15 protein-coding genes and 1 pseudogene are annotated in these 16,354 nt (G+C 64.1%); 5 read left to right on the top strand and 11 right to left on the bottom strand.

The window, feature by feature from the left end; translation table 11 throughout:
- Positions 1-96 precede the first annotated feature (96 nt).
- The gene (locus AC0L3U_RS33995) at positions 97-2,202 is read left to right on the top strand and encodes a S9 family peptidase (RefSeq protein WP_473364656.1); all 2,106 of its coding nucleotides are present in this window, start codon (positions 97-99) and stop codon (positions 2,200-2,202) included.
- A 193-nt stretch (positions 2,203-2,395) separates the two neighbouring features.
- On the opposite strand, the gene AC0L3U_RS33990 is transcribed toward AC0L3U_RS33995, so the two are convergent.
- From AC0L3U_RS33990 to AC0L3U_RS33970, 5 genes are read right to left on the bottom strand one after another with little or no spacing between them, the layout of a single operon-like run.
- Positions 2,396-3,115, bottom strand: a complete 720-nt coding sequence (locus AC0L3U_RS33990) for a ribonuclease activity regulator RraA (RefSeq protein WP_473364655.1) — start codon at positions 3,113-3,115, stop codon at positions 2,396-2,398.
- A gap of 10 nt (positions 3,116-3,125) precedes the next feature.
- Positions 3,126-4,865 carry an L-arabinonate dehydratase gene (araD, locus tag AC0L3U_RS33985; protein WP_247284746.1) on the bottom strand — a complete coding sequence of 580 codons (1,740 nt, stop codon included), beginning with the start codon at positions 4,863-4,865 and terminating at the stop codon, positions 3,126-3,128.
- The gene (locus AC0L3U_RS33980) at positions 4,862-5,719 is read right to left on the bottom strand and encodes an ABC transporter permease (protein ID WP_473364654.1); all 858 of its coding nucleotides are present in this window, start codon (positions 5,717-5,719) and stop codon (positions 4,862-4,864) included. Before AC0L3U_RS33980 ends, araD begins: the two co-directional genes overlap by 4 nt.
- 11 nt (positions 5,720-5,730) lie before the next feature.
- Complete coding sequence (locus tag AC0L3U_RS33975; RefSeq protein ID WP_473364653.1) at positions 5,731-6,492, bottom strand: ABC transporter ATP-binding protein; 762 nt, start codon at positions 6,490-6,492, stop codon at positions 5,731-5,733.
- Positions 6,492-7,511 carry an ABC transporter substrate-binding protein gene (locus AC0L3U_RS33970; RefSeq protein ID WP_473364652.1) on the bottom strand — a complete coding sequence of 340 codons (1,020 nt, stop codon included), beginning with the start codon at positions 7,509-7,511 and terminating at the stop codon, positions 6,492-6,494. Before AC0L3U_RS33970 ends, AC0L3U_RS33975 begins: the two co-directional genes overlap by 1 nt.
- Positions 7,512-7,606: 95 nt before the next feature.
- Between AC0L3U_RS33970 and AC0L3U_RS33965 the strand changes: the two genes are divergently transcribed.
- The 3 genes from AC0L3U_RS33965 to AC0L3U_RS33955 all read left to right on the top strand — a co-directional run bounded on the left by AC0L3U_RS33965 (position 7,607) and on the right by AC0L3U_RS33955 (position 12,523).
- The gene (locus AC0L3U_RS33965; protein ID WP_473364651.1) at positions 7,607-8,323 is read left to right on the top strand and encodes a GntR family transcriptional regulator; all 717 of its coding nucleotides are present in this window, start codon (positions 7,607-7,609) and stop codon (positions 8,321-8,323) included.
- 200 nt (positions 8,324-8,523) lie between these two features.
- Positions 8,524-8,952, top strand: a complete 429-nt coding sequence (locus AC0L3U_RS33960; RefSeq protein ID WP_473364650.1) for a response regulator — start codon at positions 8,524-8,526, stop codon at positions 8,950-8,952.
- On the top strand, positions 8,930-12,523 hold the full coding sequence (locus tag AC0L3U_RS33955; protein ID WP_473364649.1) for a PAS domain S-box protein: 3,594 nt from the start codon (positions 8,930-8,932) through the stop codon (positions 12,521-12,523). The genes AC0L3U_RS33960 and AC0L3U_RS33955 overlap by 23 nt, the downstream gene beginning before the upstream one ends.
- A 122-nt stretch (positions 12,524-12,645) precedes the next feature.
- Here the strand turns inward: AC0L3U_RS33955 and AC0L3U_RS33950 are convergent, their stop codons facing one another.
- Positions 12,646-13,281, bottom strand: coding sequence for a response regulator transcription factor (locus tag AC0L3U_RS33950; protein WP_007604420.1), 636 nt, complete (start codon positions 13,279-13,281; stop codon positions 12,646-12,648).
- Between the two features lie 185 nt (positions 13,282-13,466).
- Between AC0L3U_RS33950 and AC0L3U_RS33945 the strand changes: the two are divergent.
- Positions 13,467-13,720 (top strand): annotated as a pseudogene (locus tag AC0L3U_RS33945) (hypothetical protein).
- A 49-nt stretch (positions 13,721-13,769) separates the two neighbouring features.
- On the opposite strand, the gene AC0L3U_RS33940 reads toward AC0L3U_RS33945, so the two are convergent.
- The 5 genes from AC0L3U_RS33940 to AC0L3U_RS33920 form a co-directional block, all read right to left on the bottom strand.
- Entirely contained in the window at positions 13,770-14,273 is a 504-nt protein-coding gene (locus tag AC0L3U_RS33940; RefSeq protein WP_473294941.1) for a response regulator, read from the bottom strand.
- 140 nt (positions 14,274-14,413) lie between these two features.
- Entirely contained in the window at positions 14,414-14,728 is a 315-nt protein-coding gene (locus AC0L3U_RS33935; RefSeq protein ID WP_456766748.1) for a PilZ domain-containing protein, read from the bottom strand.
- A 2-nt stretch (positions 14,729-14,730) separates the two neighbouring features.
- The gene (locus tag AC0L3U_RS33930; protein ID WP_473294940.1) at positions 14,731-15,612 is read right to left on the bottom strand and encodes a CheR family methyltransferase; all 882 of its coding nucleotides are present in this window, start codon (positions 15,610-15,612) and stop codon (positions 14,731-14,733) included.
- Positions 15,613-15,672: 60 nt separating this feature from the next.
- Positions 15,673-16,059 carry a response regulator gene (locus AC0L3U_RS33925; RefSeq protein ID WP_007598955.1) on the bottom strand — a complete coding sequence of 129 codons (387 nt, stop codon included), beginning with the start codon at positions 16,057-16,059 and terminating at the stop codon, positions 15,673-15,675.
- A 31-nt stretch (positions 16,060-16,090) separates the two neighbouring features.
- Positions 16,091-16,354: chemotaxis protein CheW (locus AC0L3U_RS33920; protein WP_473364648.1), on the bottom strand; the 264-nt coding region annotated here is incomplete at its 5' end.

The following is a 16,354-nucleotide window of genomic DNA, read 5'->3' as shown; positions in this document are numbered from 1 at the left end:
CACCCCGATTGCATCTTCGATGCAATCCGACCTCTCCCCGCAAGCGGGGAGAGGTGAAGAAGAAGCCGCGCGCGAACGTGACATGATGAGGATCGAGTGACACAAGCCAAAACACCTTCCCAGCCCCCCGTCGCCCCGCGCCGGCCGCATTCCTTTACGCGGCACGGGATCACCGTGACCGACGACTATGCCTGGCTGAAGGACGAGAAATGGCAGGACGTGCTGCGCGACCCCGCGGTGCTCGATCCCGACATCCGCAAATATCTCGACACAGAAAATAGCTACACCGAGAGCCTGCTCGGCCATACCGCTGCGCTGCAGAAGACGCTGGTGCGCGAGATGCGGGGGCGGATCAAGGAGGACGATTCCAGCGTTCCGTCGCCGGATGGTCCCTTCGCCTATTTCCGAAAATTCCGCGAAGGCGGTCAGCACGAGCTGTTCGGCCGCATGCCGCGCGACGGCGGCGAGGGCCACATCGTGCTCGACGGCGATGCGCTCGCCAAGGACCATGAATACTTCAAATTCGGCGGCAGCCGGCACTCGAATGACCACAGGCTGCAGGCCTGGAGCGCCGACACCAAGGGCTCGGAGTATTTCTCCATCCGCGTGCGCGACTGGTCGACCGGCAAGGACCTTGACGACGTCGTCGAGGAGACTGACGGCGGCGTGGTCTGGAGCAAGGATGCGACGTCGTTCTTCTACGTGAAGCTCGACGACAATCACCGCCCGATGCAGGTGTGGCGGCACAAGCTCGGTACCGGGCAGGCCGACGACACGCTGGTCTACGAAGAGCAGGATTCAGGCTGGTTCACCCATCTGCAGGAGAGCACCAGCGGCCGCTTCTGCGTCATCGCGGGCGGCGACCACGAGACCTCCGAGCAGCGGTTGATCGACCTCGCCCATCCCGACGCGCCGCCGCGCCTCGTCGCGGCACGCGAGGATGGCGTGCAATACTCGCTCGCCGACCGTGGCGACGAACTCTTCATCCTCACCAACGCCGATGACGCCATCGACTTCAAGATCGTCACCGCACCTCTCAGCTCACCCGAGCGCAAGAACTGGCGCGATTTGATCCCGTATCGTCCCGGCATCTACATCATCGACCTCGATCTTTATGCCGGCCACATGGTGCGGCTGGAACGCGCCAATGCGCTGCCGTCGATCGTGATCCGCGACCTCGCGACCAAGGAGGAGCACGCCATCGCGTTCGACGAAGCGGCCTATTCGCTGGACACGATGGGCTCCTACGAGTTCGAGACGACGAATTTACGCTTCGCCTATTCGTCGATGACGACGCCGTCGGAAGTCTACGATTACGACATGGTCAAGCGCACGCGCACCCTGCGCAAGCGGCAGGAGATCCCGTCCGGCCACGATGCGGCCGACTACGTCACGACGCGCATCATGGCAAAGGCGCAGGACGGCGCCGAGGTGCCGGTGTCGATCCTCCATCGCCGCGGGCTCACGCTCGACGGCGCGGCGCCGCTGCTGCTCTACGGCTACGGCTCCTACGGCATGGCGATGCCGGCTTCGTTCAGCGCCAACCGGCTGTCGCTGGTCGATCGCGGCTTCGTCTATGCCATCGCCCATATCCGCGGCGGCGCCGACAAGGGCTGGGGCTGGTATCTCGACGGCAAGCGCGAGAAGAAGACGAATTCGTTCGACGACTTCTCTGCCAGCGCCCGCGCACTGATCAATGCGAAGTACACCAGTGCGAAGCGCATCGTCGGCCATGGCGGCTCGGCCGGCGGCATGCTGATGGGCGCGGTCGCCAACCGCGCCGGCGAATTGTTCGCCGGCATTGTCGCCGAAGTGCCGTTCGTCGACGTGCTCAACACCATGCTCGACGACACGCTGCCGCTGACGCCGCCGGAATGGCCGGAATGGGGCAACCCGATCGAGAGCGAAAAGGATTTCCGCACCATCCTGTCGTATTCGCCCTACGACAACGTCGCGGCGAAAGACTATCCGGCGATCCTGGCGATGGGCGGCCTGACCGATCCGCGCGTCACCTACTGGGAGCCCGCCAAATGGATCGCGCGCCTGCGCGCGACCATGAGTGGCGGCGGCCCGGTCCTGCTCCGCACCAACATGGGCGCCGGCCACGGCGGCGCCTCGGGACGCTTCAACCGGCTCGATGAAGTCGCGATCGTGTATGCGTTCGCGCTGTGGGCGGCGGGGATGGCGGAGGCCGGGGTGTAGGCGCTCATATGCCTCTCCATCGTCGTCCTGGCGAAAGCCAGGACCCATACCGCGTGATCTATCCGACGAAGCTCGGTGTCCGTACCGCGCGAAAACACGACGAGTCCGAGTCTTCGCCAAATTACTCCCTGGGGTAATGGGTCCTGGCTCTCGCCAGGACGACGGCGGAAATTGTGGGACGAGTTGTCGGCCTTTACCTTCCGTTCGCCTTCCGCCATGCGGCGAAGTCGGTGAGCGTCTGCGGGTCCGTCGCCGGATAAAGACCGAAAATGCCGCGGCCCTTGTTGACTTCCTCGGTGACGAAGTCCTCGAACGCGGTCATCTCGAAGGTCTCGTTGGCGATCTCCTCGGCGAGATGCGCGGGGATCACGATCACGCCGTCGCTGTCGCCGAGAATGACGTCGCCTGGAAACACCGGCGCGTCACCGCAGCCAATGGGAACGTTGATCTCGATGGCGTGATGCAGCGTCAGATTGGTCGGTGCGCTCGGGCGGTGGTGGTAGGCAGGGATGCCCAGCTTGGCGATCTCGGCCGAGTCGCGGAAACCGCCGTCGGTGACGACCCCGGCGACGCCGCGCTTCATCAAGCGCGTGACCAGGATCGCGCCGGCGGAAGCCGCGCGAGCGTCCTTGCGGCTGTCCATCACCAGCACGCTGCCTGGCGGGCAATCCTCGACCGCCTTGCGCTGCGGATGCGAGCGATCTTTGAAAACCTCGATGGTGTTGAGATCCTCGCGCGCCGGCATGTAACGCAGGGTGAAGGCCTCGCCGACCATGGTCGGCTGGTTGGCGCCGAGCGGGTGCACATCCTGGATCATCTGGATGCGCAGGCCGCGCTTGAACAACGCGGTGGCGACGGTGGCGGTGGAGACGGATTTGAGCTTGTTGCGGGTGGCTTCGGTAAGTTTGGTCATGTCACGCTTTCTAGTAAATCGAGGGCTCGCCGATCGGCGCGCCGAAATCGGTCTCGAGGAAGTCGAAGTCGCAGCCGTCATTGGCCTGCTTGATGTGCTTGGTGAACATCCAGCCATAGCCCCGCTCGAAGCGGCGCTCGGGCTGCTTCCAGGCGGCGCGGCGCTTGTCGAGCTCGGCCTCCGACACATCGAGATTGATGGTGCGCGCGGCGACATCGAGTGTGATGCGGTCGCCGTTCCGCACCAACGCCAGCGGTCCGCCGACATAAGACTCAGGAGCGACGTGCAAAATGCAGGCGCCGTAGCTGGTGCCGCTCATGCGCGCATCGGAGATCCGTACCATGTCGCGGACGCCCTGCTTCACGAGCTTGGTCGGGATCGGCAGCATGCCCCATTCCGGCATGCCCGGTCCGCCCTGCGGCCCCGCATTGCGCAAGATGAGAATGTGGTCTTCGGTGACGTCGAGATCGGGATCGTCGACCGCCTTCTTCATCGACGGATAGTCGTCGAACACCAGCGCAGGCCCAGTGTGCTTGAGGAAGCGCGGCGCACAGGCGGAGGGTTTTATGACGCAGCCGTCGGGCGCGAGATTGCCCTTGAGCACGGCGAGCGCGCCTTCCTTGTAGATGGGATTGTCGATCGAGCGGATCACGTCGTCATTGTGAACCTCGGCGCCATCGATGTTCTCGCCCACGGTCTTGCCGGTGACGGTGATGCAGTCGAGATGCAGATGCGGCTTGATCTGGCCCATCAATGCCGGCAAGCCGCCGGCATAAAAGAAGTCCTCCATCAGATAGGCATCGCCGCTCGGCCGCACATTGGCGATGACGGGCACCTTGCGGCTCGCAATCTCGAAATCGTCGAGGCCGATGTCGAGACCGGCGCGGCGAGCCTGCGCGATCAGATGGATGATCGCATTGGTCGAACAGCCCATCGCCATCGCCACTGCGATCGCGTTCTCGAACGCCTTGCGGGTCTGGATCGTCTTCGGCGTCAGATCTTCCCAAACCATCTCGACGATGCGGCGGCCGCATTCGGAGGCCATGCGGATATGGTTGGCGTCGGCGGCGGGAATCGAGGAGGCGCCCGGCAGCGTCATGCCGATCGCCTCCGCAATGGCGGTCATGGTGGAAGCCGTGCCCATGGTCATGCAGGTGCCGTAGCTGCGTGCAATGCCGGCTTCGATGTCGAGCCAGTCCTTGTCGGAGATCTTTCCGGCGCGGCGCTCGTCCCAGTATTTCCAGCCGTCCGAACCCGAGCCGAGCGTCTTGCCCTTCCAATTGCCGCGCAGCATCGGACCTGCCGGCAGATAGATCGCCGGGATGTTCATCGAGGTCGCACCCAGCAGCAGCGCCGGCGTGGTCTTGTCGCAGCCGCCCATCAGCACCACGCCGTCGACGGGATGGCTGCGCAGCAGCTCCTCGGCGTCCATCGCCAGCAGATTGCGATAGAGCATCGTGGTCGGTTTCAGCAGCGATTCCGACAGCGACAGCGCCGGCAGCTCCAGCGGCAGGCCGCCGGCCATCAGGATGCCGCGCTTGACGTCGTCGACGCGCGACTTGAAGTGCATGTGGCATGGCTGCGCGTCCGACCAGGTGTTGAGGATCGCGATCATCGGGCGGTCCTTCCACTCCTCCGGCGCGTAGCCCATCTGCATGGTGCGGGAGCGGTGGCCGAATGAGCGGAGATCGTCCGGTGCGAACCAGCGCGCGCTACGGAGCTGGTCGGGCGTTAGTTTCTTCTTGGTCATGATTGGGTGCCCCATTTCTGCACGGTGTTCCGCTCGATGGCGCGGAAGATCAGGTTCTCGACAAAAAGCCCGATGATGATCACCGTCAAGAGGCCGGCGAAGACCGCAGGTATGTCGAGCAGGTTGCGGTTTTCGAAGATGAACCAGCCGAGCCCGCCCTGCCCGGACGATACGCCGAACACCAGCTCGGCGGCGATCAGCGTGCGCCAGGCAAAGGCCCAGCCGATCTTGAGGCCGGTCAGGATCGAGCCGAACGCCGCGGGGATGAGGATTTTCGCCACGTAAGGCAATCCGCGCAGGCCGTAATTGCGACCGACCATGCGCAGCGTGTTGGACACGCTCTTGAAGCCAGAATGGGTGTTGAGCGCGACTGGCCACAGCACCGAATGGATCAGCACAAACACCAGACTGCCGTTACCGAGACCGAACCAGATCAAAGCGAGCGGCAACAGCGCGATCGCCGGCAGCGGATTGAACATCGCCGTGACAGTCTCGAGGAAATCGGTGCCGATCCGCGTCGAGATCGCGAGCACGGTGAAGATCGCGGCGAGCGCGATGCCGGCCGAATAGCCCATAAACAGCACTTTCAGCGAAGCCCAGGCCCGCAGGGGAATCGTGCCGTCCTTGACGCGATCGTAGAGCGTGAGGATCGTGTCGTGCAGCGTCGGAAATAGCAGGGGATTGTCGAGGGTCAGGCCGTAGGCCTCCCAGACCGCCGCAAGGAACAGGATGATGACGGTCTTGCGGACAAAACCATCGTTCCACAACAGCTCGAGCACGCTCAGCTTGCGCTCGACTTCGGCTGCGCTGCCGGCGACCGGCGCCTCACGCGGCAGGATTCTGGCTTCGCCCATGAGAGGCTCCCTCAATGCGCCGTGGCTTCGGAGGCGAACAGGAGATCGTGAATCTCCTTCTCGAGCCGGCCGGCACTGCCATCGCCATTGGAGACCTTGTCGACGTCGACCACCTCGGCCTTGACGCGGCCGGGATGCGGCGACAGCAGCAGGATACGGTTGCCGATGCGGATCGCTTCCGCAATCGAGTGGGTCACGAACAGCACGGTGAATTTGGTCTCGCTCCAGAGCTGGAGCAGCTCGTCCTGGCAGGTCCGGCGCGTCAGCGCGTCGAGCGCGGCGAACGGCTCGTCCATCAACAGGATGTCGGGCTCCATCGCCATGCCGCGCGCGATCGCGACGCGCTGCTTCATGCCGCCGGAGAGCGTGTGCGGATAGGCATCGACCACGCGGGTCAGGCCGACCTTCTCGATATAGGCCCGCGCCCGCGCTTCGGCGTCCTTGCGCGACAATTTTCGCGCGGTCAGGAGCGGAAACATCACGTTGGCCAGCACGCTCTTCCAGGGCAGCAGCTGGTCGAACTCCTGGAAGATCATCATGCGATCGGCGCCGGGTCCGTGAATCTCGCGGTCGTTGATGGTCATGCGGCCTTCGCTCGGCGCCATGTAGCCGCCGACGGCCTTGAGCAGGGTCGACTTGCCGCAGCCGGACGGCCCGAGCAGCACGAAGCGATCGGACCTGTCGACGGCGAAGCTCACCCTTTCCGTGGCGGTGACGACGGCGCTGGAGGTCTTGTAGCGCAGCGTCACGGAGCTGACGTCGAGCAGCGCCATCAGTTGCCCTTCAGGTCGTGGGCGACGGGGAGATAGTAATCGGTCCAGGCCTTGGGCTGGGTCTTCAGGGTACCGGTCTTGAACAGATGCGCGGCGAATTTCATCGTGCCCTGCGGTTCGAGATTCCACTCCATCATGCCGGGCTCCTTGAGCAGATCGAGCAGCTCTTCCACCGAGGTCTTGTCGCCGGTGATCTCCTTGTAGATCTCGACCGCCTGTCTGGTGTCGCTGCGGATCAGATCCTGCGCTTCCTTGGTCGCATCGCGCACGGCCTGGATGATTTTCGGGTTGGCATCGGCGAACTTCGTGGTGGTGAAGAACTGCGCCTGGCTGAGCGGGCCGCCCATCACGTCAGGCGACGACAGCACGACATGCGCACCGGGCACGTTCTTCAGCTCGAGGAAGGTGAACGGCGGGATCGAGAAATGGGTGTGCACCTCGTGCTTGGAATTGGACAGCGCCGCATAGGCGTCGGGATGGCCGAGTTGCACCGTGTTAACGTCCAGCTTCGACCATTGGTCGGCACCAAAAGCCTCGGCGGCGGCGATCTGGAGCACGATCGCCTGGGTCGAGACTCTCACCGTCGGCACGGCGATCTTGTCGCCGGGGCCGAAATCCCTGATCGACTTGATGTTGGCGTCGCGGCTGATCAGCGTCATCGGCTGCGCCGAGGTCGCGACGATGCCCTTGACGCCGCCGCGGGTGCGGTCCCACAGCAACAAAAGATTGCCGGTGCCGGTGTTGAGGATGTCGACGCCGCCCGCGAGCAGCGCATCGGTCTGCGCACCGCCGCCGGAGAAGGTGACCCATTTGGTCGTGACACCGGCCACCCCGAGCTGGGCTGCGTGCTTCTCGATCAGCTTCTGCTTTTCCATGATGTGGCTCGGCATGTAGAAAATGCCGGGCTGGCGCGACAGCGAGATCTCGGATTTTTGCTGCGCGTTCGCGGACGAAACCGTCAGCGCCGTGGCGGCGATCAGGGCGATGGCCGTGAGGCCACACTGCAATTGCTTGATCATTGTTGTTCGTTTCCTCCGGTCGCCATTGACGAGCGATCTTACTGATGCACTAATGCATTAGTGTATCAAAGGCAAGGCCGGCCGGAGCCCTTCGCATGGAAACAGCCCAACCCGCATCCCGCGGCGCTGCCCGCCCCGGTACGCGGCTCGACCGGGCTCGGCAGGCCGCACCGCAAGTGTTCGAGCGCATGCGCAACGCCATTCTCGCGCTCGAGCTGCCGCCGGGCTCGCCGCTGTCGCGCACGGATCTCGCCGCACAATTCGGCGTCAGCTCGACGCCGATCCGCGACGCCCTGATGCGGCTGGAGGAAGAAGGTCTGGTCGACGTGTTTCCGCAGCACGCCACCGTCGTCAGCCGGGTCGACGTCGGTCGGGCCGAGCAGGCTCATTTCCTGCGCCAGGCACTGGAGCTCGAAATCGTCCGGCTGCTCGCGGAGCAACATGACGACGCTCTGGTCATACGCCTCGACCATACGATCGCGCTCCAGCAGCAATTCGCCAAGGCCGGAGACTTCGAGAGCTTCATCGCCGGCGACAATGATTTTCACGCGCAGCTTTATGCCGCGGCCGGCAAGCAGGAACTCTGGACGCTGGTGCGCAGCCGCAGCGGACATATCGACCGGCTGCGCCGGCTGCATCTGCCCTCACCCGGCAAGGCCCAGAACATTGTGCGCCACCACAAGCTGATCACGCGCGCGATCGAAGCCGACGACGCCGATGCTGCGCAACAGCATTTGCGCAAGCACCTGTCGGGCACGCTGAGCGAGCTCGATACGATCCGGAGCTACCATCCGGAATATTTGACCGACTAAGCCTATGGCGCGCGGTCGTCGCGAGCACTTGTGCACGTCAACGTGCATAAGTTGACGCAACCGATTCGCCTTTCGCGAGCAATCGTCGGATCGATGGCGAAGTGCTTGCAGGCCGGATGCAATCCGCGCAACAATTTCAGAGTTGATGGTTTGATTTGCGGTCGCTGGGAAACCCCATCCGGCCCGGGAGGATACCAGACGTGGCCAACATCCTGATCGTGGATGACGACCCGGCCGTGCAGATGACGATCCGGCTGCTCCTGGAGAGGGCCGGTCATCACGTCACCGTCGCCGGAGACGGCCACAAGGGACTTGCGCTGTTCGAAGCCGGCGAGTTCGACCTGCTGTTTCTCGACATCTTCATGCCCGGCATGGACGGCCTGGAGACGATGCGTCACATCCGGGCGCTGCAGCCGGCCATTCCGATCGTCGTCATTTCCGGCCGTTCGTTCGCGCCGGATGCCCATGCGGAGCCCGACTTTCTCAAGATGGCGACCAAGCTTGGCGCGGTGGCGAGCCTGCAGAAGCCGTTCCGGGCCGACGCGCTGCTCGCCGCGGTCGCCGGCTGCCTGGACGCGGCTCGGACGGCATCGGTGAGGAATCCGGATGTCAGCACCGGCCGCCGATGACAAGAACCTTCATTCTGTTCCAACCGAACACGGGCGCCATTCAGGACGCGGTGCAAATTTCGCCATGACCCTCGCTACGCGGCTCGCAATCGCGATGATCCTGCTGGTGGCGGTCACCGTGGCCGCAGTCGGCTGGCTCGGCTATCGCAATATCACCCAGGCCGTCATTCCGCGGGTCCTGGAACGGATTGAAGCCCAGTCGAGCCTGCTGGCCACCCATCTTGAATCCTACGTTGCCGGCGCCCGTGGCGATCTGCTCGGTTATCGCTCCGCCGCTGCCATCAATGGCCTGATCCGCGCCCATATCGGTGGAGGCATCGATGCAGTCGACGGCGTTTCGGAGCAAACCTGGCGCGAGCGTATCGCAACGCGGTTCGCAGCCGAGATCGACGCGAAACCGAGCTACGGGCAATTTCGAATCATCGGCCTTGACGACGACCAGCGCGAACTGGTCCGCGTCGATCGCGCCGGCCCGAACGGAGCAGCACGGATTGTTCCCAACGGCGAACTCGAACGCAAGAGCGAACGAACCTACTTCCAGGAGACGATTCGACTGGCGCCGGGCGACATCTATGTTTCGCCCATCGATCTCGCCACCCGGCAGGGAGGAACCACGGACCCTCACATTCCGACGTTGCGCGTCGCGACGCCGCTGTTCACGCCCGATAGCAAGCCGTTCGGCATCATCATCGCCAATATCGACATGCGTCCCGCGCTCGACCGCGTTCGTTCGACCGCGAGCGCAGGAGGAGACATCTATGTCGTGAATTCGCGTGGCGACTATCTGGTTCATCCGGATCGCGCGCGGGAATTCGGTACGTTGCATGGCAACGCCAACGATTGGCGCCCGGACTTTCCTTTCTTTGCAGCCCGGGCCGGCCAGCCGCAAGGATCCACGCAGCTTACGAGCGACCGGTCTGGCCGGCCGAGCGGAGCGGCGATCGCACCGGCGCTGCTGGCCGGCAAGGAGTGGTTGGCTATCATCGAGACGGCCCCCGCATCCGTGTTCAGCCGCGTTCCGGCGGCCATTCAAAAAACCTCCTCGCTGGTGGGGCTGCTTGCCGTCCTTGCCGCAGCCTTGCTCGCGGTGCTGCTGGCGCGCTCATTGACGCGGCCGATCGGGCGTTTGACCGCAGCGGTGGAGGCGATCGGCAGCGGACGGCGCGCCGATATTCCCGTCGATGCGAGCGGAGAGACAGGCGTGCTGGCGCGGGCATTTGCCCAGATGGTCGAAGAAACGAGAGCGAAGACAGCCGCTCTTGAACGCGAGATCGAGGAGCATCGCCGCACCGAGGCCGCGCGAAGCCATCATGAAGCGCGCGAGCGCTTGTTCAGCGCCGCCGTCGAATCCTCCGACGACGCGATCGTGATGCAATCGCTCGACGCCGTCATCACCGGCTGGAATGCCGCCGCCGAACGCCTCTACGGCTATTCGGCGGATGAGGCGATCGGGAAATCCACCTCGATCATCGTCCCGCCCGACCGACGCGAGCAAGGCAAGGACTATTTGCAGCGGCTCGCCCGAGGTGAAGCGATCGAACGCTTCGAGACGGTGCGCCTGCGCAAGGATGGCGCGCCGGTCGAAATCTCACTCAGCCTGTCGCCGATCAGGGGCCCGTCGGGCGAGATCATCGGCGCCTCCGGCACCGCGCGCAGTCTGACCGAGGCGCGGCGGGCCGAGCGGGCGCTGCAGCAGCAGCTCGAGGAACGGCGGCAGATCTTCGAGACCTCTCAGGATCTGATCATGGTGATGGACGCGCGCGGCCACATCGCGCAGATCAGTCCGAGCAGCGAGGCCATTATCGGCTACCGGCCGGAACAGATGATCGGCCGCAGCGGCGCCGATTTCATTCATCCCGGCCATCTCGACCAGTCGCGCGACGAGATGCGCGCGCTCAGGCGCGGCGAGCGGCTGAAGCTTGCCGACACCCGCTGCTTCCACAAGGACGGTCGCGAGGTGTGGCTCTCCTGGCTCGGCAGCTGGTCCGACCATGCCCAGCGCTACTTCTTTGTCGGCCGCGACATGACGGAGGCGAGGCTTGCACAGGAGTCCTTGCGGGAGAGCGAACAGCTTGCGCGCAACATCGTCGAGACCTCGCTCGACGCTTTCACCCAGACCGACCAGGCCGGTGCCATCCTGAGTTGGAACTCGCAAGCCGAGAAGCTCTTCGGATGGACGCGTGAGGAAGCAATCGGCAAGAATGCGATCGAGCTTTTCGTCGCCCCCAGTGAGCGCGAAAGCGTCAGGGCCAGACTGAAGCTCTTTCTCGAGTCCGAGCAGCAATCGCTGGCCAATCCACGGCGCGAACTTTTGGTACGGCGGCGCGACGGCAAGGAATTCAGGGCCGAGCTCAGCGTCACGGCGCTCCGGAGACGCGAAGGCGTTCTCTTCAACTCGTTTTACCGCGACCTGACCGACAAGATCGCGGCCGACGAGCGCATCCGCCAGGCCGAGAAGATGGAGGCGGTCGGCCAGCTCACCGGCGGCGTGGCGCACGACTTCAACAACATCCTCACCGTCATCACCGGGACGATCGAGATCCTGGCCGACGCGGTGGCCAAGGAGCCGGAGCTCGCCGCGATCACGAAGATGATCGACGAGGCCGCCGGGCGTGGCGCCGAGCTGACGCAGCACCTGCTGGCGTTTGCGCGCAAGCAGCCGCTCCAGCCGCGCGAAATCGACGTCAACGCGCTGATCATCGACACCGCGAAACTGTTGCGGCCGACGCTGGGCGAGCAGATCCACATCGAATCGGTGTTTGAGGACGAGAACTGCGTCGCGATCGTCGATCCCAGCCAGCTCACCACCGCGATCCTCAACCTCGCGCTCAATGCCCGCGATGCCATGCCCGGTGGCGGCAAGCTGATCGTGGAGACGGGTGCGGCCTATCTCGACGAGGTCTATGCCAGCGTCAACGACGTCCCGCCGGGTCACTACGTGATGATTGCCGTGAGCGACACCGGCAGCGGAATTCCCGCCAACATGCTGGCCAGGGTGTTCGACCCCTTCTTCACGTCGAAGGGACCGGGCAAGGGCACCGGACTCGGGCTTTCGATGGTCTACGGCTTCATCAAGCAGTCCGCGGGCCATATCAAGATCTACAGCGAGGAAGACCACGGCACCACGATCAAGATGTATCTGCCGCCCGGCAAGACGCCGACGTTGGTCGGCGACAGCGTGACGCCGGCGAGCATTGAGGGCGGACACGAGACGATCCTCGTGGTCGAGGACGACCGGCTGGTGCGCGACTACGTGCTGGCGCAGCTGCATTCGCTCGGTTACGTCACCTTGCAGGCTGCGAACGCCGCGGAGGCGCTCGCAATCGTCGCCGCCGGAAAGCCGTTCGACCTCCTGTTCACCGACGTCATCATGCCCGGCAAGATGAACGGACGGCAGCTCGCCGACGAACTGCAGAGAACGCGTCCCGATCTCCGGGTGCTCTACACGTCCGGCTATACCGAGAACGCGATCATCCATCACGGCCGGCTGGATTCGGGCGTTCTGCTGCTGGCGAAGCCCTATCGCAAATCGGATCTGGCCCGGACCATCCGCAAGGCGCTGAGCAGTTGATAGCGCATCGGGCTGGGTGAGAACCCGTAGCCCGGGTGAGCGAAGCGATACCCGGGAACACTCCGAGCCAAGTCCCGGATGTCGCTTCGCTCATCCGGGCTACGAAATGTCACCCACGGAATTTACGACGCGCGCTGGGCCGCGGTCATTACGATCCGGATCAGATCGGCGGCATTGCGCGCACCGAGCTTCTTCATGATGTTGGCGCGATGGTCCTCGATGGTGCGCGGGCTGATGCCGAGCGTGCGGCCGGCCTCCTTGTTGGAGGCGCCGGCGGCAAACTGCTCGAGCACCTCCCGCTCCCTGCGCGTCAACGGCTCGCGCCCGGGGAAATGCAGCGAGCCGAACTTCGGCGCCGCGTTCTCCGACTGCCTGCGTGCATAGGCACCGATCGCCTCGTCGAGCCGGCCGACGATCTCGCTGCCGCGGAACGGCTTCTCGATGAAGTCGAGCGCGCCGCTCTTGATGGCTCCCACCGCCATCGCGATATCGCCCTGTCCGGAGATCATGAAGATCGGTGCCGGATAGTCCTCGCCGTGCAGCTCATTGAGAATATCGAGGCCCGATTTTCCGGGAATGTGCACGTCGAGCAGGACCGCTGCAGGTGTGCGGCTTCGCGCGACGGAGAGCAATGCTGCACCGTCCGCAAAACAGATCACCTCATAGCCCGCCGCCTTCAACACCATCGACAAGGTGTCGCGAACGGCAGCGTCGTCGTCGACCACGAAGATTTCACCGCGAGAGCTTTGTTCGGCCATGTGCCACACATCCGGTTGGCATGAAGGACTCGCGTCCGCCCCAACCGTTATGGCGTTCGGCGCGGATTCGGCCCACCGTATTTGTACGGGACATGGACTTAACGCACAAGTAGCGGCGAGGCGCCTAATTGCAGGGGACGGAGAATATCCATGCTAATTTGGCCGCTATGCCGCCTCTCGTGGCAATGCCCGAGGTCGAGAGCCGTGAGCTGATTGCGGCTGACCTTCGCATGCTGATCTCGCAGATCGAGACCAGCATGCGCCGGACCGCCACAGCCATGGATCAAGAACACGGGAGCGATCCGGAAGGTTCCGCCGACGTCTTCGTGCTCGACGATGTCACACCGCGGTATCCACGGTGATCGCCGCGCTCGACGCCTGCCGGGCCGGCCTTGGCCACGCCCTGGAACGCCTGTCGGAGGCCGGCAGTACGGTGTAGATGGCGATCGCTGCGACGCGGCGACCGCATTCCTTCATCGCATGGCGGCTCAGGCGCGGTGCCGCTCCACGATCGCGTCGGTGGCGACACCACCCCAGGTGTGGATCGCCGGCAGGCCCATCGCGGTCTTGCCAAGATTGGCGAGGCTGATGCGCAACGCGGCGAGATCCAGCGGCTTGGGCAGGCTCTGGAGCTCGATCCCGACGGAACGGGCGAAGCTGCGGGCGGCGCTGCGGCGCTTGCCGTCCATGCCGCTGATGACGATCACGGCGCCGCCAAATTTCGCCTTCGCCATCTCGCCCAGCACGTCGACACCGTCGCCATCCTCCAGCACGAGATCGAGTGTCACGCAGTCGAAGCGCGCGGCGCGGAGCTTTTCGATCGCTTCGGCCACGGACGGCGCCACGGTGACTTCGTGGCCGGCCTGCTTGGCCGCGACCGTGATCAGGCTGCGCTGCGTGGCGTCGTCATCGACCACCAGAAGCTGAAGTGCACGCCGCTCGGCGCCGTCGGGCAGGTTTGACGGGAGAGGTGAGAATGAGCTTCTGGGCATTGCGGTATCCTGAGATTGAGACCGGCAATGGATACACGGTTCGCGCTGAGGCGACGTAAAGCCGCGACGGCAAATTCAGTCGGTTGTTTCAGCAAATGTGAACCAACCTCGCGGAAAACGGCGACGAGACCAGGTGAAGATCACGCCGCCTCGTCACGGCCACCGGCGGCCCGCTTCTTCCGGTTCTTGCCACGCAGGAATTGGATGTCCATTTCGACGCCGTTGACGCGCACCAGTTCGCAGCGGCGGTAGGCAAGGCCGGTGGACGACAGCAGCAGGAAGAACTCTTTGAGGTTCAGGCCCTGAATCGAGCCTTCCACCGTCAGGATGGCGTCGGTGTCGGAGATCGCGTTGAGCTTGCAGTCACGGCGCCAAGTGCCGTCGATGGCCATGATGCAGACATCATAGCCGCGACTGAACGTCACGCGTTCCACGCCCTTGCCATCCTCGGCCATGTCTATCGTCCTGCCATGACCGCTACGCGCGGCGCGGCGCCGGCAAGAGCCGGCTTGGCGGCCGCGGCACGCGGGTCGTTCGGCTTGTAGAGACCGCGCTTCTCCGGAATCGGCTTGAACGTGTCGGTCAGTCCGACCACCGTTTCGGCGGCGCCCAGCACCAGGAAGCCGTCTCCCTCGATCTGGCGAGCCAGGCGGTTGAAGATGTTGATCTTGGTGTCCTGGTCGAAATAGATCAGCACGTTGCGGCAGAAGATGACGTCGAAGGTGCCGAGCTGAGCGAAATCGTGCAGCAGATTGAGCTGCCGGTGCTGGATCATCGCCCGCAGTTCGGGATTGATCTGCCAGGTCTCGCCGGTCTGCTTGAAATATTTCATCAGCATCTGGATCGGCAAGCCACGCTGCACTTCGAACTGGCTGTAGATGCCGGCCTTGGCCTTCTCGAGCACCTCCTGCGACAGGTCGGTCGCGATGATCTCGACGCGCCAGCCGGTCAGGGCCGCCCCCATCTCCTTCAGGCTCATCGCCAGCGAGTAGGGCTCCTGCCCGGTCGAGCCGGCGGCGCACCAGATGCGCACGCTGCGGCGGCCGGCGCGCGCCTTGATGATCTCCGGCATGATGGTCTCACGGAAATGATCGAACGGGACCTTGTCGCGAAAGAAGAAGGTCTCATTGGTGGTCATCGCCTCGACCACGCTGGTGACGAGCGCGCCCGAGCCAGCGCCTTGCAGCTTCTGCACGAGCTCGCCGATGCCGGAGATCCCGGCCTTGCGCGCCAGCGGCAACAGCCGGCTTTCAATCAGATATTGCTTGTCTGCGGACAGATCGAGCCCGGAATGATCCCTTAGGAACTTACGCAGATACTCATACTCGGTCGGGGTCACTGATAGGCCTCTCGGAAGCTGTACTGGGAACACTCTGGCCGGAACACTCCGCCAGATAACTCAGACCATGGCTTGTCCGACCGGGATCAAGCCGACTTCAGCGAATTTGTCGGCGATGATGTCTTTATCGAAGGGCTTCATGATGTACTCGTTGGCGCCGCCGCTGAGCGCCTGAGCGATATGAGCCACGTTGTTTTCGGTCGTGCAGAACACGACCTTGGGCTGGTCGCCGCCGGGCAGTCGGCGCATGTGGCCCATGAACTCGAAGCCGTCCATCACCGGCATGTTCCAGTCCAGCAGCACAGCGTCGGGCAGCTTGTGCTGACAGACCTCGAGCGCCTTGGAGCCGTCCTCGGCCTCCGTGACTTCGAATTCCAGGCCTTCCAGGATCCGGCGTGCGATCTTGCGCACGACGCTGGAATCATCGACCACCAAACACGTCTTCATTTCGGTTCTCCGGCTTCGATGTTTTCGGGGCTCACGCAGCCATTTGCACTTCGGTCTTGAGCTCGAGGACGCGGTCGACGTCGAGGACGACCATGAGCTGGCCGTCGAGACGGTGGACGCCGCCGGCGAGCTTGGCCATGCGGGGGTCGAGATTGACGGGGTTTTCTTCCATGCCGTCCTCGGCAAGCCGCAGCACTTCGCCGATCTGGTCGATCAGGAGGCCATAGGATTCACCGCGCAGGTCGACGCCGACCGCCATCGGGATCTTGCCGTCCTCGGGCTTGGGCAGGCCGAG

It is taken from the genome of Bradyrhizobium sp. Kon69, from assembly GCF_055807515.1.
The sequence above is the reverse complement of the archived record's forward strand: the minus strand, read 5'-3'. Positions and strand labels throughout refer to the sequence as shown.